Origin of the sequence: uncultured Microbacterium sp. (genome assembly GCF_937927635.1) — a bacterium.
In the GTDB taxonomy this organism is placed as follows: Bacteria; Actinomycetota; Actinomycetes; order Actinomycetales; family Microbacteriaceae; genus Microbacterium.
Genome location: NZ_CALBRW010000042.1, coordinates 1 through 22,978, shown reverse-complemented (window position 1 = coordinate 22,978; position 22,978 = coordinate 1). Strand labels below are relative to the sequence as shown.

The 22,978-nt window shown below is 70.9% G+C and carries 19 protein-coding genes; 11 read left to right on the top strand and 8 right to left on the bottom strand.

From position 1 onward, the window contains the following. Positions 1 to 35: 35 nt before the first annotated feature. From Q0568_RS15595 to Q0568_RS15580, 4 genes are all read left to right on the top strand, one after another. The gene (locus tag Q0568_RS15595) at positions 36 to 629 is read left to right on the top strand and encodes a PadR family transcriptional regulator (RefSeq protein ID WP_298868109.1); all 594 of its coding nucleotides are present in this window, start codon (positions 36 to 38) and stop codon (positions 627 to 629) included. Then, positions 626 to 1,345 carry an ABC transporter ATP-binding protein gene (locus Q0568_RS15590; RefSeq protein ID WP_298868107.1) on the top strand — a complete coding sequence of 240 codons (720 nt, stop codon included), beginning with the start codon at positions 626 to 628 and terminating at the stop codon, positions 1,343 to 1,345. Before Q0568_RS15595 ends, Q0568_RS15590 begins: the two co-directional genes overlap by 4 nt. Next, positions 1,342 to 4,035: an FtsX-like permease family protein gene (locus Q0568_RS15585; protein ID WP_298868104.1), complete on the top strand. Its 2,694-nt coding sequence runs from the start codon at positions 1,342 to 1,344 to the stop codon at positions 4,033 to 4,035. The genes Q0568_RS15590 and Q0568_RS15585 overlap by 4 nt, the downstream gene beginning before the upstream one ends. A 168-nt stretch (positions 4,036 to 4,203) precedes the next feature. Beyond that, positions 4,204 to 5,517, top strand: a complete 1,314-nt coding sequence (locus tag Q0568_RS15580) for a hypothetical protein (RefSeq protein ID WP_298868102.1) — start codon at positions 4,204 to 4,206, stop codon at positions 5,515 to 5,517. Positions 5,518 to 5,719: 202 nt separating this feature from the next. Here the strand turns inward: Q0568_RS15580 and raiA are convergent, their stop codons facing one another. From raiA to mtrA, 5 genes are all read right to left on the bottom strand, one after another. After that, positions 5,720 to 6,376: a ribosome-associated translation inhibitor RaiA gene (raiA, locus tag Q0568_RS15575; protein WP_298868100.1), complete on the bottom strand. Its 657-nt coding sequence runs from the start codon at positions 6,374 to 6,376 to the stop codon at positions 5,720 to 5,722. A 90-nt stretch (positions 6,377 to 6,466) separates the two neighbouring features. Further along, entirely contained in the window at positions 6,467 to 7,123 is a 657-nt protein-coding gene (locus Q0568_RS15570; protein ID WP_298868099.1) for a ComF family protein, read from the bottom strand. 104 nt (positions 7,124 to 7,227) lie between these two features. Further along, positions 7,228 to 8,934 carry an LpqB family beta-propeller domain-containing protein gene (locus Q0568_RS15565; protein ID WP_298868097.1) on the bottom strand — a complete coding sequence of 569 codons (1,707 nt, stop codon included), beginning with the start codon at positions 8,932 to 8,934 and terminating at the stop codon, positions 7,228 to 7,230. Further along, positions 8,931 to 10,616: an MtrAB system histidine kinase MtrB gene (mtrB, locus tag Q0568_RS15560; RefSeq protein WP_298868095.1), complete on the bottom strand. Its 1,686-nt coding sequence runs from the start codon at positions 10,614 to 10,616 to the stop codon at positions 8,931 to 8,933. The genes Q0568_RS15565 and mtrB overlap by 4 nt, the downstream gene beginning before the upstream one ends. A 9-nt stretch (positions 10,617 to 10,625) precedes the next feature. Next, positions 10,626 to 11,306 (bottom strand): MtrAB system response regulator MtrA, encoded by a 681-nt coding sequence (gene mtrA / locus Q0568_RS15555; protein ID WP_298868093.1) that lies wholly within the window; start codon positions 11,304 to 11,306, stop codon positions 10,626 to 10,628. 168 nt (positions 11,307 to 11,474) lie between these two features. Between mtrA and Q0568_RS15550 the strand changes: the two genes are divergently transcribed. From Q0568_RS15550 to Q0568_RS15530, 5 genes are all read left to right on the top strand, one after another. Further along, complete coding sequence (locus Q0568_RS15550) at positions 11,475 to 12,920, top strand: hypothetical protein (RefSeq protein ID WP_298868091.1); 1,446 nt, start codon at positions 11,475 to 11,477, stop codon at positions 12,918 to 12,920. After that, positions 12,917 to 13,588 carry a DUF4129 domain-containing protein gene (locus Q0568_RS15545; protein ID WP_298868089.1) on the top strand — a complete coding sequence of 224 codons (672 nt, stop codon included), beginning with the start codon at positions 12,917 to 12,919 and terminating at the stop codon, positions 13,586 to 13,588. The genes Q0568_RS15550 and Q0568_RS15545 overlap by 4 nt, the downstream gene beginning before the upstream one ends. Beyond that, positions 13,585 to 14,793 (top strand): DUF4350 domain-containing protein, encoded by a 1,209-nt coding sequence (locus tag Q0568_RS15540; protein WP_298868087.1) that lies wholly within the window; start codon positions 13,585 to 13,587, stop codon positions 14,791 to 14,793. Before Q0568_RS15545 ends, Q0568_RS15540 begins: the two co-directional genes overlap by 4 nt. Before the next feature lie 89 nt (positions 14,794 to 14,882). Beyond that, the gene (locus Q0568_RS15535) at positions 14,883 to 15,806 is read left to right on the top strand and encodes a MoxR family ATPase (protein ID WP_298868245.1); all 924 of its coding nucleotides are present in this window, start codon (positions 14,883 to 14,885) and stop codon (positions 15,804 to 15,806) included. Position 15,807: 1 nt separating this feature from the next. Continuing rightward, positions 15,808 to 17,115 (top strand): DUF58 domain-containing protein, encoded by a 1,308-nt coding sequence (locus Q0568_RS15530; RefSeq protein WP_298868085.1) that lies wholly within the window; start codon positions 15,808 to 15,810, stop codon positions 17,113 to 17,115. A gap of 265 nt (positions 17,116 to 17,380) precedes the next feature. On the opposite strand, the gene katG is transcribed toward Q0568_RS15530, so the two are convergent. Both katG and Q0568_RS15520 read right to left on the bottom strand, forming a co-directional pair. Next, positions 17,381 to 19,639: a catalase/peroxidase HPI gene (gene katG, locus Q0568_RS15525; RefSeq protein WP_298868083.1), complete on the bottom strand. Its 2,259-nt coding sequence runs from the start codon at positions 19,637 to 19,639 to the stop codon at positions 17,381 to 17,383. Between the two features lie 40 nt (positions 19,640 to 19,679). Further along, positions 19,680 to 20,120 (bottom strand): Fur family transcriptional regulator, encoded by a 441-nt coding sequence (locus Q0568_RS15520; RefSeq protein ID WP_298868081.1) that lies wholly within the window; start codon positions 20,118 to 20,120, stop codon positions 19,680 to 19,682. A gap of 141 nt (positions 20,121 to 20,261) precedes the next feature. Here Q0568_RS15520 and Q0568_RS15515 point away from each other — a divergent pair, with 141 nt between their 5' ends. Then, positions 20,262 to 21,020: an aquaporin gene (locus Q0568_RS15515; RefSeq protein WP_298868079.1), complete on the top strand. Its 759-nt coding sequence runs from the start codon at positions 20,262 to 20,264 to the stop codon at positions 21,018 to 21,020. A gap of 92 nt (positions 21,021 to 21,112) precedes the next feature. Here Q0568_RS15515 and Q0568_RS15510 read toward each other — a convergent pair whose 3' ends face one another. After that, on the bottom strand, positions 21,113 to 22,102 hold the full coding sequence (locus Q0568_RS15510; RefSeq protein WP_298868075.1) for a stage II sporulation protein M: 990 nt from the start codon (positions 22,100 to 22,102) through the stop codon (positions 21,113 to 21,115). 16 nt (positions 22,103 to 22,118) lie between these two features. On the opposite strand from Q0568_RS15510, the gene Q0568_RS15505 reads away from it, so the two are divergent. Then, positions 22,119 to 22,928, top strand: coding sequence for an RDD family protein (locus Q0568_RS15505; protein WP_298868073.1), 810 nt, complete (start codon positions 22,119 to 22,121; stop codon positions 22,926 to 22,928). Positions 22,929 to 22,978: the final 50 nt, after the last annotated feature.

The window sequence follows — 22,978 nt, the reverse complement described above, 5'->3', positions numbered from 1 at the left end:
GAAACGCAATACCCGGAAATCCGACAGGAGATCGCATGTCCGTCCGTCAGAGTCTGCTGGCCATCCTCGACCAGGGCCCGTGCTACGGGTACCAGCTGCGCACCGAGTTCGATCGGCGCACCGGATCGACCTGGCCGCTGAACGTGGGCCAGATCTACAACACCCTGGAGCGCCTGGAGCGCGACGGCCTGGTGCAGAAGGGCGACGTGGACGACCAGGGTCACGTCTACTACGAGATCACGGATGCCGGCAGAGCCGAGGTCGCCGAATGGCTGGCATCCCCGGTGAGGCGCCAGGCCGGCACGCGTGACGAGCTCGCGATCAAGCTGGCCATCGCCGCGACGCTGCCCGGGGTTGATGTGAGCGTCGTCATCCACAATCAGCGCAAGGCGTCGCTGGCTCAGCTGCAGGAGCTGAACCGGGCCAAGTACGCCGGCGCCGACCCCGAGGGCGCCGAGGAGCTGGCCTGGACGCTCGTGGTGGACTCGATGATCTTCGCGGCTGAGGCCGAGGTGCGCTGGCTGGATCACACCGAGCAGCGGCTGAGCCTGCATCCGCAGCGCGCGCTGGAGCTGGAGCTGTCCACCGAGCGGCCCAAGCGCGGCCGTCCGTCGAAGGCCCGCGCATGACCGCGGCGGTGCTGCGGATGGTGGGCGTCTCGCAGCAGTACGGCGTCGGGGAGCTCGCCGTCTCGGCGCTCAGCGGCGTGGATCTGGAGGTGATGCCCGGCGAGCTCGTTGCGGTGATGGGGGCGTCCGGTTCGGGCAAGTCGACGCTGCTGTCCATCGCAGGCGGGCTGCAGACACCCACCGTCGGCGAGGTGGTCATCGACGGCGAGCACCTCAGCACGGCGGCGCCCGACCAGCTGGCGGCCCTGCGCCGCAAGGCTGTGGGCTTCGTGTTCCAGGACTACAACCTCATCCCCACACTGACCGCCATGGAGAACGTCACGCTGCCGATGGAGCTGGACGGCGTGAGCCGCCGCACCGTGCGGCGGGCCGGACGAGACGCCCTGGGCCTGGTGGGGCTGGGCGACCGCGGCGACGCCTACCCCGATGACCTCTCCGGCGGCCAGCAGCAGCGGGTGGCCATCGCCCGCGCCATCATCGGCGGGCGACGGCTGATCCTGGCCGACGAGCCCACGGGCGCGCTGGACTCGGTCACCGGCGAGCAGGTCATGAAGACCATCCGAGGGCGCATCGACTCGGGCGCCGCCGGCATCCTCGTCACGCACGAGGCGCGGCACGCGGCGTGGGCGGACCGGATGGTGTTCCTGCGCGACGGCCGCATCGTGGACGAGTCGCGCCGCGACGAGGCGGACGCGATGCTGGTGGGGCATCCATGAGCAGGCGCGCGCGTCCCGGTGTGACGTTGAAGCTCGCGTGGCGGCAGCTGCTGCGCGCGAAGGGATCCTCGATGCTGGTGGCGGCACTGATCGCCATTCCTGTGGCGGGAGCCGTCGCGGCGGTCACCTTCGTGGAGAGCCGGACACCCGCACCCGAGCAGGCCACGACGCTGGAGCTCGGGCACACCCAGGCGTGGATCCAGATCGCCGGCGGTCCGGACCCGAGCCGGACGCAGATGATCGACATGCCGTACGGCAATGACATCGCCATGAACAAGGACGGGTCGCCGAAGAACCCTGAACTCCCGCCGCCGACGAGCCTTGCGGATGCCGATCTGCCTGGAGGCACGGAGACCCTCCCCCTGGCGCTCTATGGTGGAGCGCGTATGAAGACGCCGACCGGCATCGCGAACTTCTCCGTCGTGGGCGGCGACAGCTGGGACCCGCGGTTGGCCGGAAGGTTCGAGGTGCTCTCCGGGCACGCGCCGTCGCAGGCCGACGAGGCCATGGCCTCCCCCGCCCTGATGTCCCGGCTGGGCCTGAAGGTCGGCGACGAGGCGGTGCTGCCGGAGGAGAACCTGCGCTACCGCATCACCGGCACCATGCGAGCGCTGGACGGGAGCACGGACACCAACACACTGTTCACGCCGCTGCGCTCCGACACGGATCCGATGTCCCTAACCTGGTTCGTGCCGGCCTGGCAGCCGGACGCCGCGAAGCTGGCCGAACTGAATCACGCGGGCTACGTCGCCTACGCGCGCGATCTGGTTCAGCATCCACCGGCCGGCGCGAAGCTGTACTGGACCAGCATCTCCGAAGCGGAGAAATTCGGCATCCTCGCGACCATGTCCATCGCGGCGGTGTTCATCGGGGTGCTGGTGGGGCTGCTCTCCGCCGCCGCCATGGCCGTGAGCGCCCGACGTCAGCAGCGCTCGCTGGCCGTCGTCACGACCGTCGGCGCCCGCCGGTCGGACGTGTTCCGCATCGTGCTGGCACAGGGTGCGCTGCTGGGACTCGCCGGCGGGCTGATCGGCGCTGCCGTCGGGATCGGCGGCGTCGCCATCGCGTTCGCCGTCCTGGATCCCGGAGTCGCAAACACCTTCTGGTCGTCGTGGGGCCTGAAGGTGCCGTGGACAGCACCGGTCATCGTCGTGTTCGCGATGCTGGTCGGTGTGCTGGCCTCTCTGCTGCCGGCGCGCAGCGCCACGCACGGCGACGCCCTGGCCGCGCTGCGCGGCGCCAGGCGCCCCGTGAGGATGTCGCGTCGCCAACCGGTGTGGGGCGTGGTGATCCTCGTGCTCGGCGCCGCGCTGATCATCCCCGCCGGGATCGTGCTCGCCCTCGCTCAGACGGTGCTGTTCTGGAATCAGTTCCAGATGCTGGCACTGTGGGTGTTCATCGGCGGCATCCTGCTCCTGCTTCTGGGCGTCATCGTCACAGGGCAGGGCGTCCTGGGCGTGCTGGCACGACTGCTCCCCCGGCTGGGCTCGGGCGCGCGGCTGGCGTCACGGGATGCCGTGGCCAACTCCTCCCGCACGGTGCCCGCGTTCGCAGCCATAGCCGCGAGCGTCGCGGTGGCCGCGTTCGTGCTGTCGGCCGTGGCCATCACCGGTGCGCACAACGATCGCAACTACGCCTGGACCGCGCCGAAGGGCAGCGTGGTCGTGGACGCGTGGGGCGGTGCCGTGGGTCATGAGCCGCAGTTCCTGGGCGACGCGAATCCGAACCGCATCGTCGCCGTGTCCAGCACCGTGCAGCCGGAGTTCGGCGACGACGGGGATCCGATCGACCAGCGGGCCACGGTGGCCTCCCTCTCGATGTACACCCCCGGCGACCCCACCAGCGGTGGCCCGGCGTACTGGTCCGACCACTTCGGCCAGCCGGTCACCGTCATCCAGCCCGAGGATCTCTCGCTGCTCACGGGGATCCCGCTCACGCCCGACGAGCTGCAGCGGTACGCGGACGGCGGGGCTGTCGCGACCCCGAGTGACTACGTCGGCCCGGGCGACATGGCGCACGTGGCGATCTGGGACGCCAAGGAGCTGACCTCGGAGTCGGAGCCCGAGCCGGAGCGCGTCCTCGAGGTGCCCGTGGAGGTGCACTCCGGGGGCGGCACGGTCTGGCAGGTGGTCCTGTCCCCCGCCGCGGCGAAGAGGCTCGGGATCACCGTGGTCGAGACCTGGTGGATCGGCCTGTTCGATCAGGCGCCTTCCCAGGCCGTGCAGGATCGCCTGAACGCGGACGCGGAGACCGCGTCGGTCGGCACGTCCTCATACATGGTGCGCGTGGAGAACGGCCCGGACCCGTCGTTGCCGTGGCTGGTGCTGGTGCTCGCGGCAGTCAGCGTGATCGTGATCGCGGCGGCGGCGATCAGCCTCGGGCTGGCACGCATCGAGCGTCGGGAGGACGATGCAACGCTGGCCGCCGTGGGCGGGACCCGACGGCTGCGCCGCGCGGTGGGTGCCTGGCAGGCGCTGATCATCGTCGGCATCGGATGTCTGCTGGGCACCGGCATCGGCGTCGTGGGCGCCTGGGGCCTGACCCAGGCCGGTGGCCGGTACGCCATGTCGGACCTGCCCGTGCTGTGGCTCCTCGGCCTCGCCATCGGCCTCCCGCTGGCGATCGCGCTGGTCTCGTTGCTGATCCGTCCCCCGCGGGCCGACCTCACCCGCCGCACCGCCATCGCCTGATCCCTGCCCACCTCCGCCGAGACCCCTCATGCTCGCCGAGACCCCTCGTGAGCGACGCGATTCATGAGGGGTCTCGGCGGTGGTGAGGGGTCTCGGCGCAGGAGGTGTTCGCGGAAGGCACATCGGATGCACAGCGCGCACATTCCCACCGGACCGTAGGATCGATCCATGGCCGGATTCTGGGGCAGGAACAAGCGTGAACAGGAAGCGCTGGCGGTGCAGGATGCCGATCTCGCGCGCCGCGCCGAGCAGGCGCTGGTCGCCGCCGACGAGCGCATCCGCAGCACCGGCGAGGAGCTGGCGTTCGCGCAGGCTGAGCTCGGCGAGGCGCTGACGTCCGACACGAAGGCCGCTCTGGATGCCGTGCGCCTGCATCTGCAGGAGGCCTTCCAGCTGCACCAGCTGAACCACGACGAGATCCCCGACACCGACGAGGAGCTGCGCACCCGCAATGCACGCATCGTGCAGCTGTGCGAGTGGGCCGAGGGCCTGCTGACCGAGAAGACCGGTGCGTTGGCCGCCACGGTCGCCAAGGTGCGCCGCACGCCCGAGGTGATCGCCCAGGTGCGCAAGGATGCCGAGGCGCTGAGCGCTCGCGTGCCGCAGGCCAGGGAGACCATCACCCGGCTCTCCGCACGCTACGCGGAGACGGCCATGCGGCGGATCGCCTCATCGGGCGACGAGGCCGAGCAGCTGCTGGCATTCGCCGTGCACGGTGCGGACGTGACCGAGCGCCGCCGCGCCGCGAAGCACAACGACGAGGCGATCATCGCGCTGGAGACCGCCACCGAGGCCGTCCGCCGCGCCGGTGCCCTGCTGGATGCCGTGGACGAGTTCGAGATCGAGGCGCTGCGCGCCGAGTCCACCCTGGCCAACGTCGTGGCCGACTCCCGTGGGGACATCGTGGCGGCCCGCAACGCTCCGCGTACGCCCGAGGTGGCGGCTGCCTCAGCGGCGCTCGAGGCGGCGCTCAGCGCGCTCGCACCGATCGGAACCCTGAACGACCCGTTCGCCGAGCTGACGCAGCTGCGCACCGCCAACAGCGATCTGGATGCCGCGATCAGCAGGGCGCAGTACCGCATCGAGCATCCGCTCCCCTCACTGGCCCAGGTGCAGAACGCGCTGGATGACGCCGACCGGCAGCTGGGCGTAGCTCGCGGCCTGATCTCCGGACACCGAGGCTGGATCGGAGCGGATGCCCGCACCCGGCTCGCCGAGGCCGAACGGCTGCGCGTGGATGTGCCGGCCATGCTCCCTGCCGAGGAGACGCGCGAGCAGGCGCTGTCCTCCGCGCGGCGGGTGGCGCAGCTGGCATCCGAGGCTCTGCAGCTCGCACAGCGCGACATCGACTCGTCGCGCCCGCAGGATCAGGGCTGGGGCGGAGACGGCTGGGGCGGCGGGCAGCGCGGCGGCAACGGCGTGATGGGCGGCATCCTCGGCGGCCTGGTGATCGGCAGCATCCTGGACGGCATCTTCGACTGACTACCGGAACCGACTCCACGCGCTTGGCGCGGAGAAATGCGCTTCGCGCGGACGGATGCCGGGAATCCACCCGCGCCAATCGGACAAGTCCGCGGGAAGCGCACGCACGCAGACGACGTCAGACATCCAAGAAGGGCAGAAGGCCCGCCCCGCGAACGGGACGGGCCTTCGATCCTTCGACGGGCTCAGGAACCCAAGCGGGTCAGGACGCCAGTGCCTCCGCGGGCGGAGCCGCCGTGGTCAGCGAGATCACGCCGTAGTCCCAGCCCTTGCGGCGGTAGACCACGCTGGGGTGGTCGGTGCGGGCATCCACGAACAGGAAGAAGTCGTGCCCGACCAGCTCCATGCGGTCGACGGCCTCCTCGACTGTCATCCACTCGGCATCGAAGTTCTTCGTGCGGATGACGACCGGCGTGTACACCTCCTCCTCGTCCTCGAGCACGGGGATGGCCCCGGTCGCGACGGCGCGGAGCACGTCGGCGGATGCGGGCTGCACGTCGATCCCGGTCAGCGCGCCGCTGCCCTTCTCGAAGTGCGCGCCGCGGGCCTGGTTGCGCGCGTCGATCCGCTTCTCCTTCGCGCGACGCAGCTGCTCGGTGAGCTTGTCGAGCGCCAGATCCAGCGCAGTGAACTTGTCAGCATCGACAGCCTCCGCGCGGATCACGGGACCCTTGCCGAGCAGCGTGAGCTCGACCGTCTCGTCAGGAACCCGCCCGTTGCGATACGCACGATGCGTGACCTTGATCTCGAGTCGGAGCGCCCGCGGCGCGAGCGTCTGGATCCGCGCCGTCTTCTCCTCGACAACCGTGCGGAACCGGTCGGAGATGCTCACTCCGACGCCGATGATGCTCGTTTCCATCACTGCCTCCTTGTCCCGGTCCTCCCGGCCAAGGGCGGACCGTGGTCGCCTTGTGGATCCCTACGCTAGTACTCGCACCCAGACATGTCACTATCCGTTCACCTGGATCTCCCGCGTGTCGCGACGGCCGGGCGTGGCGGCCAGCGCGACCGCGCAGATCGGACGGAATCCTGCGGCGCGCAGGGCTCTCGCAGCCTCGTCCAGCGTGGCCCCGGTGGTGACCACATCGTCGACGATCACGACCTCCCGCCCTCCTCCTGGCCGCACCGCGCGCAGGCTGCCTGCCACGTTGCGCGCGCGGTCGGCGCGCCCGAGACCGCGCTGATCACCCGTGCGCCTGGCGGCCCGCAGCATCCGCTCAGGCGTGAACCCGGCACGCGCGACCAGCAGCTCGGGAACCCGGTATCCGCGCCGCCGGTACGCGGCGCGGCCGGTCGGCACCGGCACGATCAGCGCTCCCGCCGGCGCCTGCGCCGCCAGCACCGACCGCAGCGCCAGCCCCAGCGGACGCGCCAGCATCGTCGCACCCTCCTCCTTCAGGCAGCGGATGCAGCGCGCCGCGACGTCCTGGTACGCCAGCGCCGCATGCACGTCGAGGCCGCCAGGGCTGATCGTCCGCACCGGGTCGGCGACCAGCATCCGCCGGCAGTCGTCGCACAGCAGCGTGCCGACGCGATCGCACCCAGGGCAGGACGACGCCAGCAGCAGCGCCAGCGCCTCCTGCGCGACCCCCCGGATGCCGTCCATCCGACGATCCTCGCGCACCCGCAGGCCGCGACGGACGGCGATCACGGCATCCGTGCACAACCCGGAGAACCCGGTGATTGTGCAGGAGGATCAGATGGCGCGGATCAGTAGCCGGCGCGGGTGCCCAGCACCCGCGCACTCGGCACCGCGATCTGCCACGACGACCCGCGCTGCGCATAGACCGAGCCGTCCGAGGACAGCACGCGCAGCCCCGTCGGCGTCTTGGCCCCGGCGATCGCCACCGCGCCGTCCGGAGCTGCGGAGGCGGTCGACGGGCCGCCGATGACGAAGGTCGTGAAGATCGGATCGGGCGTGCTGCTGATCACGGCGACGGTGTCCGAGCCGAACCAGGCCAGCCCCTGTGAAGCGCCGGTGAGCTCGCCGATCGTGTGCGGCGCCCCCAGTTCTACTGGCTCGGAGTTCTCGCCCCGCATGATCCCCGCCACGACGACGCTGCGCTGGCTGCCCGTCGTCACCACGGCAGCGACCCGCGTGCCGTCGGCGGACACCCGCAGCTGACTGATGCTGTCCGCCCCGGGCCAGGCCTTCGCGATCGGATGCTGCGCCCTGTCGACGCCCCACGCCACGAGCATGCCCGGGGCGTCATCGGGCACCGTCCAGACGTATCCGAACGGATCCAGCGATGGCTCGATCAGATCATCGCGGTCGTCGAGCGGGATCTGCTCGCCCGACCTGAGGGCGGCCACGTCGCCGTCGCGCAGCTGCACAGCCGCCAGAGTCGCATCCAGCGACACGTCGATCGCCGTCGGAGGCACCGCCATCTTGGCGATCTGCGCCGTGAGGCCGCCGACGGGCTCGACGCTGGCTCCGGACAGGATGCGGCCGAAGCCGTCATCGGTGAGCACGAGCACTCCGGGGTCGACGACGTTCTCGTCGACAGGAATGAGCCCCGCTTCCAGCGGCGCCCCGTCGACGGTGAAGCGCACCTCCGACACTCCGGCGCCGGCCAGGCTGCTCTCGAGCTGCGTGCGCATGCGGGAGAGGTCGATGGCCGACGCCGACATCGCCGTGCGCGAGAGACCGACCGTCGCGACCTGCGAGGAGTCGACGGTCACGGCATCCCCGGCCAGCGAGATGTCCCCGGTGAACGCCGAGCGCACTGCAGGCGCCAGCCACTCGCTGGGCTTGCCGGAGATCAGCGCACGGGCGATGGTGGTGGCCATCGAGGGCCGGCGCGGGAACCAGCGCACGTCGGGCACGAGATGCTTCCACCCCGGATCGAAGTACTTCAGCGCGTACTTCTGGTACACCCGCGGGAACGTCGGGGCATCGAGCACGATCCCGTCGTTCGCCTCGGAGATGCGCCACTCTCCGTCCTTCTCGCGCTTGAGCTTGTACGTCGCCTTCGCCGTACCGGAGTCTCCGGTGTAGGCGCCGGAGGCATCGACGCTGGCGACCTGCTGGAACTGGGCGTGCACCTCGGCGGACTTCGCCGACTTGTCGTCTGCCTTCACCGTGGAGGTGAACTCGCGCGTGGTCGCGGACTCGTCGATCGTCACCGACGATCCGGGCTTCCAGGTCGCGCGGAAGCCGTCCGTGAGGTACTTCTGCGCGGTGTCCCAGTTGCTGGTCGGCGTCATGGACGCCTCCAGGAACCCCTTGACGATCTGTTCGGGGCTGTCGCCCGGCTGCGGATCCGAGGCGGTGGGGATGAAGATCTGCTCCTGCCCATCGTCGCCGATGGTCAGTCCCGGGTTCGGCGGCCCGGACGTCGGCAGTCCCGAGCACCCTGCCAGCAGCAGCCCGGTCACGGCGACCACGAGCAGGCGGATGCCTCTTCTGCGCCTCATCGCCCCTCCTCGCCGTCGTCGTCCGGTGCGCCATCGCGGCCCAGCCTGATGGGCTGCGTCAGGGTGCCGAGGTCGGCCAGCGCCTCCTCGGGCTCCAGCGGGATCGGGCCCTGGCCGGTGATCTCGCCACCCGAGCGCGGCACGGTCAGCACGAAGTTGCTGCCGACGCCCAGCTGCGACCACACCTGCAGCGTGCCGCCGTGCAGCTGGGCGTCGCCCAACGCGATCGAGAGGCCCAGTCCGGTGCCACCGATGGTGCGCTTGCGGGAGGGGTCGGCTCGCCAGAACCTGTCGAACACGTGCTCGGCGTCCTCCGGTCGCATGCCCAGCCCGAAGTCCCGCACGCCCACGGCCACCGCGTACTGGTTGCTGTCCACGGTGACCACGACGGGGCGCCCCTCGCCGTGCTCGATGGCGTTGCCGACCAGGTTGCGCAGCACCCGCCGCACCCGCCGCGGATCCATGTCCACCGGCGAGTACCCGCCGGGAGCGACCATCCGCAGCTCGGTGTCGTGCGCCTGCGCGAGCGGGCGCATCTGATCCACCATCTCCTCCGCCAACTGGGCGAGGCTGGTGGCCTCGACCTCGAGCTGCACGGAGCCCGCGTCGTAGCGGCTGATCTCCAGCAGGTCGGCGAGCAGCGTCTCGAAGCGGTGCACCTGCGTGTGCATCAGCTCGACCGTGCGGGCCGTCATCGGGTCGAAGTCGTCCTTCTGGTCGTTGATCATCTCCGACGCCAGCCGGATCGTGGTCAGCGGAGTCCTCAGTTCGTGCGACACGTCCGAGACGAAGCGCTGCTGCACGAGCGACAGCTCCGCGAGCTCCTTGATCTGCCGCTCGATGCTGTCGGCCATGGCGTTGAACGAACGGCCGAGGCTCGCCAGCTCGTCCTCGCCGTGCACGGGCAGCCGCACGCCCAGATCCCCCGCCGCCAGCCGGGCGCTGGTCTCCGCCGCCTCGATGATCGGTGCGGAGACGGATCTCAGCACCAGCCAGCTGATGCCCCCGATCAGGGCGATCAGCGTGAGTCCTGCCAGCCACAGGGTGCGCTGCACGAACAGCAGGGTGTCGTCGGCATCCGAGAAGTCGTAGGCGATGTAGATGTCGTACGTCGCGACGTCGGGGATGGTGAGCATCTGCCCGACGACGATGCCGGCGGATGCCGGCCGATCGCCATGCGGCAGCGCGATGGACTGCCAGGCCTGCCGGGTCGGGACCTTCTGCACCCGCGTGCGCAGCTCGTTGCTGAGCTGCTGATAGGTCAGCTGCAGGCTGCCGAACCCCAGCGGCGTGTAGCCCTCGCCCAGGCGCTGGGCGAGGTTGCCGACGATGAGGTTCGACGACGAGGCCCGGCCCAGCTCGCGCTGCGCCTCGTTCCAGAGGTTGGTGAGCGTGGCCCGGTCATCGCCGGCCACGCCGGCGTCGACCACGCGCTGCGCCTGCGCCACGGCGACCCTGGCATTGTGCAGGGCCTCGTCCTTGCGCGCCTCGAACAGGTCGTTGCGGATGACCAGGCCCATGATGACGCAGATCACCAGCACCGCGAGCGATGTGGCGGCCAGCGTGATGGCCGTGGCGCGGAAGCGCATCGAGCGCCGCCAGTTCACCTCCAGCGCGTCGGGCCAGGTGCGCGGCGAGCGCCAGGATGCGGGTCGCAGGCGCGTCGCGGATGTCGCGATCACCGCAGGCTCCTAGCTGATGCTCCCGGCGCGGTAGCCGACGCCGCGCACGGTCATCACGATGCGGGGGTTGTCCGGATCGAGCTCGACCTTGGCGCGCAGCCGCTGCACGTGCACGTTGACCAGCCGCGTGTCGGCCTTGTAGTGATAGCCCCACACCTGCTCGAGCAGCATCTCGCGGGAGAACACCTGCTGCGGCTTGGAGGCAAGCGCGACCAGCAGCTGGAACTCCAGCGGGGTGAGGGCGATGGGAGCCGTGCCGCGACGCACCTCGTGCGCATCGACGTCGATGGTGAGGTCCCCGACGCGCAGCACCTCGGCGGTCGCCTGCGGCGCCGGCCGCAGGCGGGTGCGGATGCGGGCGACGAGCTCCTTCGGGTTGAAGGGCTTGACCATGTAGTCGTCGGCGCCGACCTCGAGACCGCGGACGACGTCGGCCGTGTCGCTGCGGGCGGTGAGCATGATCACCGGCACGCCGGACTCCGCGCGGATGCGGGTGCAGATCTCGATGCCGTCCATGCCGGGGAGCATGAGATCGAGCAGCACGAGATCAGGACGGGAGGAGCGCCACTCCTCCACGGCCAGTGCACCATCGGCGCAGAACAGCACGTCGAAACCCTCCGTGCGCAGCACGATGCCGATCATCTCGGCCAGTGCCGTGTCGTCGTCGACCACGAGGATCCGTGAGGTCATCTTGTGCCCAGCCTCATCTTTCTGTGCGATGCATACGGCGATTCCCCTGCCGTCCACAACTCGGATCAGCCTACTTGACATTACCGACGGCGTCCCGATCACGGGCGCGTGCCGACGATGCGAGGACCCGTTATGCAACCATGGGAGTGCACACGGAGGGAGTGCTCGATGAGCGGTCAGGCCTGGGCGCCCGCGCCCAAGAAGGGGGCATTCCCCCTGCATCCGATGACATTCGGAACGGTGCTCGGCCGTGCGTTCGCCGCACTGCGGCACAACCCCAAGGTGCTGCTGGGCTTCGCCGTGCTCGTGCAGTTCGTGGTCACGGCGATCACCACCGGCGTGCTGCTGCTGGTGACGTTCTTCATCGTCGCGCGCGTCGCGACGGTTCCGACCTCCTCCGCCGACTACCTGCCCGTCCTGATCGGGTCGACGGCGCTGGGCGGCGCGGCCGTGCTGGTGATGTCGCTGGTCGCCATCGGCTTCTCGGCCGTCGTGCAGGGTCTGGTCGCCGCCGACGTCTCGTACGCGGCGGTGGGGCGGAAGGCGTCGCTGCGCCTGCTGTGGCGACGGGTGAAGCCCGCATTCTGGCGCCTGTTCTCTTACTCGCTGCTGCAGGCCCTGGCCGTGGTCGTCTGGGTCGCCGTGGCATTCGGGATCGTGTACGGACTGGTCTCGGCGACGGGGTCGAACGGCTTCGAAGCCATCGGATTCGCGGTGCTGATCGGGCTGCTCATGCTGCTGCTGAGCATCCCGCTGTTCGTGTGGCTGACCACCAAGCTGCTGGTCGTCCCCGCTGTGCTGGTGCTGGAGGGCGCGACGCTGCGCACCGCGCTGGTGCGCTCGTGGCGGCTCATCCGCGGCCGCTTCTGGTTCGCGTTCGGCATCGCGTTCCTCATCCAGGCGATCATGGGCGTCGCCGTGCAGGTGGTCTCCTACCCGGCGACCCTGCTGTCGGGGATCTTCGGCGGCCTGTTGGCGCCGACCGGCGCAGACGAGCCCACGCAGATCGTCACGATGATCGTCGCGAACGTGATCCCCCAGGTGCTCGTGCTGGTGGTCTCGGCCATCGCCCTGGTCGTGCAGGGCACCGGTGCCACGCTGGTGTACGTGGACAGCAGGATGCGCTACGAAGGTCTCGACCAGGCGCTCATCCGGTACGTGGAGCTCAGCGCGCAGGGCACCTCGGACGAGGCGCTCGGCGACCCGTGGGAGGTGGACCCGGCTCGGGCCGTGTCGAAGAATCCACCGCCGCGGATGCCCGCCCCCGCCTATCCCGGTGGGGCTCCGGGACAGTACCCGTACCCGGCGCCGTATCCGTACGGTGCGCCAGCTCCGTACCCCGCACCCGCGGCGTACCCGGCACAGCAGGGCTACCCGGCACAGCCCGGCTACCCGACGCAGCCGGGCTACCCGACGCAGTTCGGCGACCCGACGCAGCCCGCACATCCCTCACCCACCGCACCGCCCTATGCCGCGCCCGTGACGGCCCCGCAGCCTGCGACGCCCCCGCAGCCCGCGACGCCCCCGCAGCCGACTCCCGCGCCCGCCCCGCAGGCGCAGCCGATCCCCCCGTCCGCGCCGAGCCCCTGGGCGCCTCCGGGCGGCGACGCATGATCCTCCTTCCCGCGGCCGACGATCTGTTCATCCCCGACGGGGACCAGGCGCGGCAGTGGGCCGAGGACGAGCTCTCCAAACAGGCCTATCAGGCAGCCAAGCCCACCTGGTTCGACGAGTGGGCCCTTGGCGTCGTGAAGTGGATCTCCGAACTGTTCAGTGGAAAGGGCACGGGCGACCTCGCCCCGGTGTTCCTGACGATCATCGTCCTGGTGATCGTCCTGGCACTGGTGGTCGCCCTGCTGGTGTGGGGACGACCCCGCGCGTCCCGGTCGACGCACCGGCGCGCTGAGCTGCTCGGAGAGCGTGACGACCGGACGGCGGCGCAGCTGCGGGCCGAGGCCGACCGCGCCACCAGGGATCGAGACTGGGACACCGCGGTCGTGCTGCGCTACCGGGCTCTGGCACGCGGCCTGCTGGAGCGGGATCTCATCGACCCTGCGCCCGGCGACACCGCGCAGGGCATCGCCCGGCAGGCCGCCGCCCCGTTCCCCGGCTTTGCCGACCGGCTTCACGCGACCGCGACGGCGTTCGACGCCGTGCGGTACCTGCGCACCCCCGCCGATGAGGAGATGTACAGCCTGCTGGCGGCGACGGACGACGAACTGCGCACGGCGCCGCCGCTGGAGGGCGCACAGCCGCAGACCGTCCAGGCAGTGCCGGCATGAGCACCCTGTCCCCCATCCCGCAGACGGCACCCGACACCGCCGCATCCACCGCGTCCGCGCCGCCGGCAGGGCGCCGTGGACGCATCCTCGGCTGGACGATCGTCATCGTCCTCGTGCTGGGCGTCGTGCTGCTGACCACGCGTCTGCCGATGATCGGCGCGGACATGTCCGGCACTCTCAGCCCCTCCAACCCGGGTCCTTCAGGGGCGAAGGCGCTGGCGGAGCTCGCCCGCGACCAGGGCGTCGACATCACGGAGACGCGCAGCCGTGTCGAGGCGGCATCGATGCTGGGGCCGGATGCCACGCTGGTGCTCACCGATCCGTACACGCTCAGCGACGACGGCGTCCGCACCCTGCTGGAGCGCGCCGATCGCGTGGTGCTGCTCACCAGCAGCGCACGCATGCTGCGGCTGCTGAAGCTGGGCACGGATGCCTGGGACGGCGGCGCCGAAGTCGAGGCCTCCTGCTCGGTCCCGGAGTTCGCCCGTGTGGGAGGCATCGAGCCGCAGCGCGCGTTCGTCCCGGCGCGCGGCGTCGACGGATGTTTCGGCGATGACTCGTCGGCAGTGCTGCGCAGCACCGCCGACGGGCGCACGATCACGCTGGTCGAGGGCACGGAGCTGTTCTCCAACGGGCATCTCGCCGAGAACGGGAACGCCGCACTGGGCCTGGCCCTGATCGCGCAGCAGCCCCAGGTCGTCTGGTACGTGCCCGACTTCGCCGACAGCGACATCTCCTCGGCGCAGAAGACCCTCGGCGACCTGAGCCCCGGCTGGCTGACGCCGGCGATCCTGCTGCTGATGCTGGCGGGCGTCGCCGCGATCTGGTGGCGTGGACGCCGCTTCGGGCCGCTGGTGGCGGAGGCGCTTCCGGTCACCGTGCGCGCCTCCGAGACCATGCAGGGCAGGGCCAGGCTCACCGCGAAGGCTGCGGACGCCCCGCACGCAGGCAGCGCCATCCGTTCGGGAACGCTCTCCCGGCTGGCGGCGCGGCTGGCGCTCGGGCCGCGCTCGCGCGTGGAAGAGGTGGCGGATGCCGCATCCGATCGCCTCGGCGTGCCCCGCACCGCGCTGTACGACCTGCTCGGCGGTCAGGCGCCGCAGGACGATCGCGAGCTCGTCGAGCTGGCACGCAGACTCTCCGAACTCGAGACGGCCGTGGAGCAGAGCATCCACGCCGCCCGCACTGAAAGGAACCGATCGTGAGCGACGACTCCGCCCCGTACGCCGAGCAGGCCGCGCCAGCGGCATCCGCTCCGCCCTCCGCACCCTCCGACGACGCGCTGCGCCAGGCCATGCACCGCGTGCGCGCCGAGGTCGACAAGGCGGTCATCGGCCAGGCGGGCACCGTCACCGGGCTGCTGGTGGCGCTGCTGGCGCGGGGGCATGTGCTGCTGGAGGGCGTGCCGGGTGTCGCCAAGACGCTGGTGGTGCGCAGCTTCGCCCGCGCCGTCGGCCTGGACACCAAGCGCGTGCAGTTCACCCCCGACCTCATGCCGGGCGACGTGACCGGATCGCTGGTGTACGACGCCCGCACCGGTGAGTTCGAGTTCCGGCCCGGGCCGGTGTTCACCAGCATCCTGCTGGCGGACGAGATCAACCGCACTCCCCCGAAGACGCAGGCGGCACTGCTGGAGGCCATGGAGGAGCGCCAGGTCTCCGCCGACGGCGTGAGCCGCACCCTGCCCGATCCGTTCCTCGTCGCCGCCACGCAGAACCCCGTCGAGCACGAGGGCACCTACACGCTGCCCGAGGCGCAGTTGGACCGCTTCCTGATGAAGCTCGTGGTGGGCATGCCCGAGCGCGATGCCGAGGTGTCGGTGCTGCGGCTGCACGCCGACGGCTTCTCTCCGCGGCTGCTGACCGGGGTGCAGTCGGCCGTGAGCGCCTCGGAGATCCGCGCCGCGCAGGACGCCGCGGATCGCGTGCGGGTCACCGACGACGTGCTGGGCTACGTGGTGGACCTCGCCCGCGCGACCCGCCAGTCGCCGTCGGTCGAGCTGGGGGCGAGCCCCCGCGCCTCGACCGCGCTGCTGGCCGCCGCCAAGGCGTGGGCGTGGCTGAACGCCCAGGCTGCGGTCACACCCGACCACATCCAGACCATGCTGATGCCGGTCTGGCGGCACCGTCTGCAGTTGCGCCCGGACGCGCAGATGGAGGGCGTGACGGCGGATGCCGTGCTGGCGTCGGTCGTGCAGCAGACCCGGGTGCCGATCTGACATGTTCGTGACCGCGCTGCTGGCTCCGCTGATCGCGCTCGGCGTCGTGCCGCTCGTGCTGCTGAGCACGATCGGCTGGTCGGCGTGGGCCGTGCTCGGCGGGTGGCTGCTGCTGTGCGCGGTGCTGGTGACGCTGGACGTGCTGCTGGCAGCCAACCCGCGGGCGGTGGTCGTCACCCGCAGCATTCCCGAGCGCGCGCGGCTGGGCGAACAGGTGCTCACGAGCATCGCCGTGCAGAACACCGGCACCCGCACGCTGCACGGCTGGCTGCGGGATGCCTGGCAGCCGACCGCCGGCGCCCCGCTGAAGCGGGAGCAGCTGCTGGTGCCGCCCGGTGAGAGACGACGGATGCCGATCCCGCTGCTGCCGCGTCGCCGGGGCGAGCTCAGCAGCGAATTCGCCGTGATCCGCTCCCGCGGACCGCTGGGTCTGGCCGGCAGGCAGGCGCGGCACGACGTGCGCGGCGCGCTGCGCATCCTGCCCGCATTCGCCTCGCGCAAGCACCTGCCGTCACGGCTGGCCCGGCTGCGCGAACTGGACGGCAACACGTCGATCCAGGTGCGCGGCCAGGGCACCGAGTTCGACTCGCTGCGCGAGTACGTGCGCGGCGACGACATCCGCTCCATCGACTGGCGCGCGACCGCGCGCGCGGGCACGACCATGCTGCGCACCTGGCGCCCCGAGCGCGACCGGCACGTCGTCATCCTCATCGACACCGGCCGCACGGCTGCCGCCCGCGTGGGCGACAGCACACGACTGGAGGCTTCGCTCGAGGCCTCGCTGCTGCTGGCCGCGCTCGCATCGCGCGCCGGAGACCACGTGCACCTGCTGATGTTCGACCGTGCGGTGCGCGCCCGGGTCAGTGGCGTGGAGGGGGCGGCGCTCCTCCCCGCTCTCACCGACGCGATGGCCCCCGTGCACGCCCGGCTGGTGGACACGGACTGGACGGCGGCGTTCGCCTCGATCCGCAGACTCACCACCCGCCCGTCGCTGGTGGTGGTGCTCACCGCGCAGGATGCGGCGGAGTCGGCCCGCGGGTTCCTGGGCGCCTTCCCCGATGCATCGCGCGCCACGACCCTGCTGGTGGGCTCGGCCACCGACGACGCCATCGTCGAGCTGGCGCGCCGCCGCGACTCGCGACTGGACGTGTACCTGGCGGCCGCCGCCGAGCAGACCATCCGCGATGCTCAGGTGGTGGCGGATGCCGTGCGCCGTGCCGGCGGTGAGGCCATAGCCGCCGACCCCGAGGCGCTCCCCCCGCGCATCGCCGACCGCTACCTGGAGCTGAAGGCCATCGGCCGCCTGTAGCCCGCGCTGCAGTTTCCGGCCCGCGCGGCAGTTCCCGCTCCGCGCTGCAGTTCCCGGCCCGCGCGGCCGTTCCCGGCGCCGGCCGACCTCCGCGCGGCAGTTCCCGCTCCGCGCTGCGCAGATCTGCGCCGCGTCGAGCAAGAACTGCCGCGCGGGGAGGACGGACGCGCGGCCAGGGACGGGAACGGCCCCCGCCCGGTGAGGGGCAGGGGCCGTTCGGGGCAGGGGCCGTTGCAGGGGCCGTTCGAGGAACGACGGGCCGGGGTCACTCCAGGTCGAAGCGGTCCAGCTCCATGACCTTCGTCCAGGCCTGCACGAACGCGTCGACGAACAGGTCGTCGTCAGAGGCGTAGGCCTCGGCCACCGCGCGCAGTTCGGAGTTCGAGCCGAACACCAGGTCGGCGCGGGTGCCGATCCAGGCCGGCTCACCGGTCTCGAGCGAGGTCGCCTGGAAGGCGTGCGAGCCCGGGTCCAGCGGCTTCCACTCGTAGCCCATGTCGAGCACGTTCACGAAGAAGTCGTTCGTGAGCACGCCGGGGCGCTCGGTGAACACGCCGTGCTTCGAGCCGTCCCAGTTGGCGTCCAGGGCCCGCATTCCGCCCACCAGCACCGTCATCTCCGGTGCGGTCAGGTTCAGGAGCGCGGCCTTGTCGACCAGGAGGAACTCGGCCGGCAGCCCGGCCTTCGTCGCCTCAGGCCCCTGGTAGTTGCGGAACCCGTCGGCCACCGGCTCGAGGTAGGTGAAGGACTCGACGTCGGTGTTCTCCTGCGTGGCGTCGGTGCGGCCGGGCCGGAACGGCACGGTCACCTCGTGTCCGGCATCCGCCGCCGCCTTCTCGACACCGGCGTTGCCCGCCAGCACGATGAGGTCGGCCAGAGACACGCGTCGACCCGACTCCTCGAACTCGGAGCGGATGCCGCGCAGCACGTCCAGCACCTTCGCGCTGCGGGCGGGGTTGTTCACCTGCCAGCTCGCCTGCGGCTCCAGCGCCAGGCGCGCGCCGTTGGCGCCGCCTCGGCGGTCGCTGCCGCGGAAGGATGCCGCAGCAGCCCATGCCGTGGAGACCAGTTCCTGCACGCTGAGCCCCGAGGAGAGGATACGGGCGCGCAGCTCGGCGGCATCCGCCTCCGAGATCAGCTCGTGGTCGACGGCGGGCACCGGGTCCTGCCAGATGAGCTCCTCGGCGGGAACCAGCTTGCCCACGTACCGGGTGGACGGGCCCATGTCGCGGTGCGTGAGCTTGAACCAGGCGCGGGCGTAGGCGTCGGCGAACGCCTGCGGGTCATCGCGGAACTTCGCGGAGATCGGCCCGTAGATCGGGTCGAAGCGCAGCGACAGGTCGCTGGTGAGCATCCGCGGCTCGCGGCGCTTGGACGGATCGTGGGCCATCGGCACCATGTCGGCACCGGCGCCGTTCTTCGGACGCCACTGCTTGGCACCCGACGGGCTCTCCATGAGCTCCCACTCGTAGGCGTACAGGATGTGGAAGAACTCGTTGTCCCAGCGCGTGGGGTGGTAGGTCCAGGTGACCTCCAGCCCGCTCGCGGTCTGGTCGTCGCCCTTGCCGGTGCCGAACGAGTTCTTCCAGCCGATGCCCATCTGCTCCATCGGGGCGTCCTCGGGCGTCGGCCCCACCTGGTCGGCGGGTCCGGCACCGTGGGTCTTGCCGAAGGTGTGGCCGCCACCGATCAGCGCGACGGTCTCCTCGTCGTTCATGGCCATCCGGCCGAAGGTCTCGCGGATGTCGTGAGCCAGCTCCAGCGGATCGGGGTTGCCGCCCACGCCCTCGGGGTTGACGTAGATGAGGCCCATCTGGGTCGCCGCGAGCGGGCTCTCCAGGTCTCTGGTCTTGCCCGCCTCGTATCGTCCATCGTCGGCGAGCCAGGTGCTCTCCGAGCCCCAGTACACGTCGTCATCCGGCTCCCAGGCATCCACCCGGCCACCGCCGAAGCCGAAGGTGGTGAAGCCCATCTGCTCCATGGCCACGTTGGCGGCGAAGATCATCAGGTCGGCCCACGAGACGCGCGAGCCCCACTTCTTCTTCACGGCCCACAGGATGCGGCGCGGCTTGTCGAGCCCGACGTTGTCGGGCCAGCTGTTCAGCGGTGCGAAGCGCTGCTGGCCGGTCGAGCCGCCGCCGCGACCGTCGGTCACGCGGTAGGTGCCGGCACTGTGCCACGCCATGCGCACGACGGCGGGGCCGTAGTTGTCGAAGTCGGCCGGCCACCAGTCCTGGCGGGTGGTCAGCGCTTCTTCGATGTCGGCACGCAGCTCGTCGAGGTCGACGTCGGCGAACTGCTTGCGGTAGTCGTACTCCGCACCGTAGGGGTTCGTGGCGGGCTGGTTCTTCGCCAGCACCCGCAGGTTCAGCCGGTTCGGCCACCAGCTGCGGGCCGTCGAACCGCCGGCGCGGGTCGCCCCGGTGTGCACCACGGGGCACGCGGACTCCGAGGCGACAGCCTGCTCGGTGTCGGTGGGCGTGGGGATGACGCCTTCGGTCTCGTCTGTCAGGTTCTCAGTCATGATGTCCTTCCGGTGGAGTGGTTCAGGGTGAGGTCAGAAGTCAGGACGCGTCATCGGCGAGCGCGGAGCACGCCGCGCAGACGCCCCAGTAGGTCACCTCGGCGGTGGCGACGCGGAAGCCGTGCGGATCGCTGGGCTCGAGGCAGGGGGCATGGCCGATCGCGCAGTCGACGTTGACGACCATGCCGCAGGAGGTGCAGACCAGGTGGTGGTGGTTGTCGCCGATGCGCACCTCGAACATCATCGGATGCCCGGCGGGCTCGATCCTGCGCACGAGGCCGGATGCCGTGAAGTCGTTCAGCGCGTTGTAGACCGACTGCAGGCTGGCCGTCGGCGTCGCATCGCGCACGATGCCCAGCACTTCGTCGGCACGCGCATGCGGACGCGCGCGCAGCGCCTCGAGAACCGCACGGCGCGATCCGGTGACCCGCAGGCCCGCCGTCCTGATCGCCGTGTCGAGTTCCGTGGCATCCGTCCGCATGCCCTCAGCCTATCTTCTTTTGAGTGAATCAAAAAACCCACGACGCAGACCGGCGGCGCGCCTGAGCGGTCGCGTGCCGCGAACCCGAGATCATGTCTTCGCCCGGCCCTCGCCGCGCATCGACCGGAAGGACATGCAGAGATGACGGATTCCCCCACGATCGCAGAACGTCCGACCCTCGGCGCGAAGCTCGCCGCCGAGGGCTTCGGCACGTTCCTGCTCGTCTTCGGCGGCGTCGGCACCGCCGTGTTCGCCTCCAACCACTTCACCGAGCCCGGTGCGCAGTCCGCCGTGTACGTCGCGATCGCCCTGGCCTTCGGCCTGACGGTGCTCGTGGGCGTGTACGCCTTCGGACCGCTCTCCGGTGGACACTTCAACCCCGCCGTCACACTCGGTGCGGCCGCTGCCGGTCGCATCCCCTGGCGCGACGTCGTGCCGTACGTCGTCGCGCAGGTCGTCGGCGGCGTGTTCGCCTCCAGCGCCCTGGTCCTGATCGGACTGTTCGGTCCGGACAAGTGGCTGACCACCGCTCAGGATGCCGGGTTCGCCGCGAACGGGTTCGGGACGCACTCCCCCGGCGGATTCGGCATGATGTCCGCGATCATCATCGAGGTCATCCTGACCGGCTTCTTCGTGCTGGTCATCCTCGGCTCCACCCACCCGACGCGCGGCTCAAAGCACGCCGGCATCGCGATCGGACTGTCGCTCACGCTGATCCACCTGATCGCCATCCCGGTCGACAACACCTCCGTCAACCCCGCGCGGTCGCTGGCCGCAGCGATCTACGGCGGCAGCGAGCTGCTGGGCCAGCTGTGGGTGTTCATCGTCTTCCCGGCGGTGGGCGCGCTGATCGTCGGCTTCGCCTTCAAGGCGCTGTTCGACGGCACCACCAGGGACTGATCCGCACGCGGATTCCCGAGGGGGCGGCTCCGGCCGTCCCCTCTTTCATCGCCCGGAGACAGATGCCGACAGATGCCGACGGATGCCGGGACTCAGCCCGCGGTGAGCGTGGGCGTGCCCGCGTCGAACTCGACCAGATCCCCGGTCTGCCCGCTGCGATGGGCTCGACGCCCGACGACCAGCATGTACAGCAGCACGACGACCAGCGCCAGCGCGCCGATGCCGATCTTCACCGGCCAGGGCAGCGCAGAACCTGTGATGAAGCCCTCCACGAGTCCCGACAGCCCGAGGATGAGCACCAGCCCCATCGCCACGGTCGCCAGCGATCTGCCTCCGGCTGCCAGCGACTCCCCGCGCCCTCGGCGCCCCGGCACGACCCATGCCCAGAAGATGTGCAGACCCCCCGCGGCCGCGACGAAGACGGCCGTCAGCTCCAGCATCCCGTGCGGGAGGATGTACAGCAGCATGACGTCGAGCCGGTCGTGCGCGGCCATCACCGCGGCTGCGACACCCAGCCCCATGGCGTTCTGCACGAGCATCCACACCGGCCACACGCCGGTGACTCCGAACAGCACGCACTGCAGGGCGATGAGCGCGTTGTTCGACCACACCATGCCCGCGAACGAGGCCATCGGGCCGTAGTAGTCCGTGAAGTCCTTCTCGGCGTACTGCTTCAGAGCCTCCGGAGTGCCGAGTGCCGCGATGCGGGCCGGGTCCGACGCGATCCAGGCCCCGGCCAGCGCGACGACCAGCACGAACGCGACAGCGATCACCAGGGTCGTCCAGCGCAGGCGGTACAGCGCTGCGGGCAGCTGCAGGGTGAAGAAGCGCACGATCTGCGCGACGATGTTCTCCGGAGCGCCGGTCAGCCGTAGCCGGGCCGTCGCGAGGATGGTCGACAGGTACGCGCCCTGCGGCGAGTCGCCCACCGAGGTCTTCAGCTCGGCGAGATCGGCGGATGCCGCACGGTAGCGCACGATGAGCTCGTCGACCTCGTCGCCCGAGAGCCGGCGCTTCCTGCTCAGCCGATCGAGCCGGTCCCACTCGGGGCGGCGCGCGTCGGTGAGGGCATCGGCATCCACGTGGTTCACTTTACTTGTGTCCTCCCCCATCGCAGACGAGCAGGAGATCCTGTCCGGCGAGGCTGTCGCGATCGACGTGCAGCCGGTGGGATTCGTGCTGCGGGCGGCGGGAGCCGCCATCGACATGGTGGTGGGTTTCGTCGTGTTCCTCGCCGTCGAGCTGCTGCAGATCTGGCTGATGGCCGAGGGGCTGCTGGACGGGCACCTCATGACCATCCTGAGCGTGTGGGCGGCGGTGCTCAGCTTCCTGGTGCTGCCGATCACGGTCGAGATGGCCACCCGCGGACGCAGCCTGGGCAAGCTGGCCGTGGGAGGGCGGATCGTGCGCACCGACGGCGGGGCCATCGGCTTCAGGCACTCCTTCATCCGCGCCCTGGTCGGCCTGCTGGAGATCTACATGACCCTCGGCGGCGGGGCGGTGATCACCGGCGCGGTCACGGCCCGCTCGCAGCGGCTCGGCGATCTGGTCGCCGGCACGTACTCGCAGCGGGTGCGCACGCCGCGACTGCCGGTGCACGTGCCGTACCTGCCGCCGTCGCTGCACGCGTGGTCGACGGTCGCCGATGCGGCCAGGCTGCCGGACCGCCTGGCACGCCGGATCTCGCAGTTCCTGGCCGGGGCCGAGCAGCTCTCCCCCGCCGCCCGCGCGCGGGTGGCCGCGGAGCTCGCATCCGAGACCGCCCCGTTCCTCTCACCCGTACCGCAGGTCGACCCCGAGGAGCTGCTGCGGGGTGTCACCGTGCTGCGTCGCACGCGCGAGCAGAAGGCCCTGCAGCATGCCGACGAGCGCGCCGAGCGGCTCACCGGCAGGCGCATCCGGGTCTGACAGTGATGATGGTGGTGGGAGCCCCGCAGCGGTCTTCCTGACTCATGCTC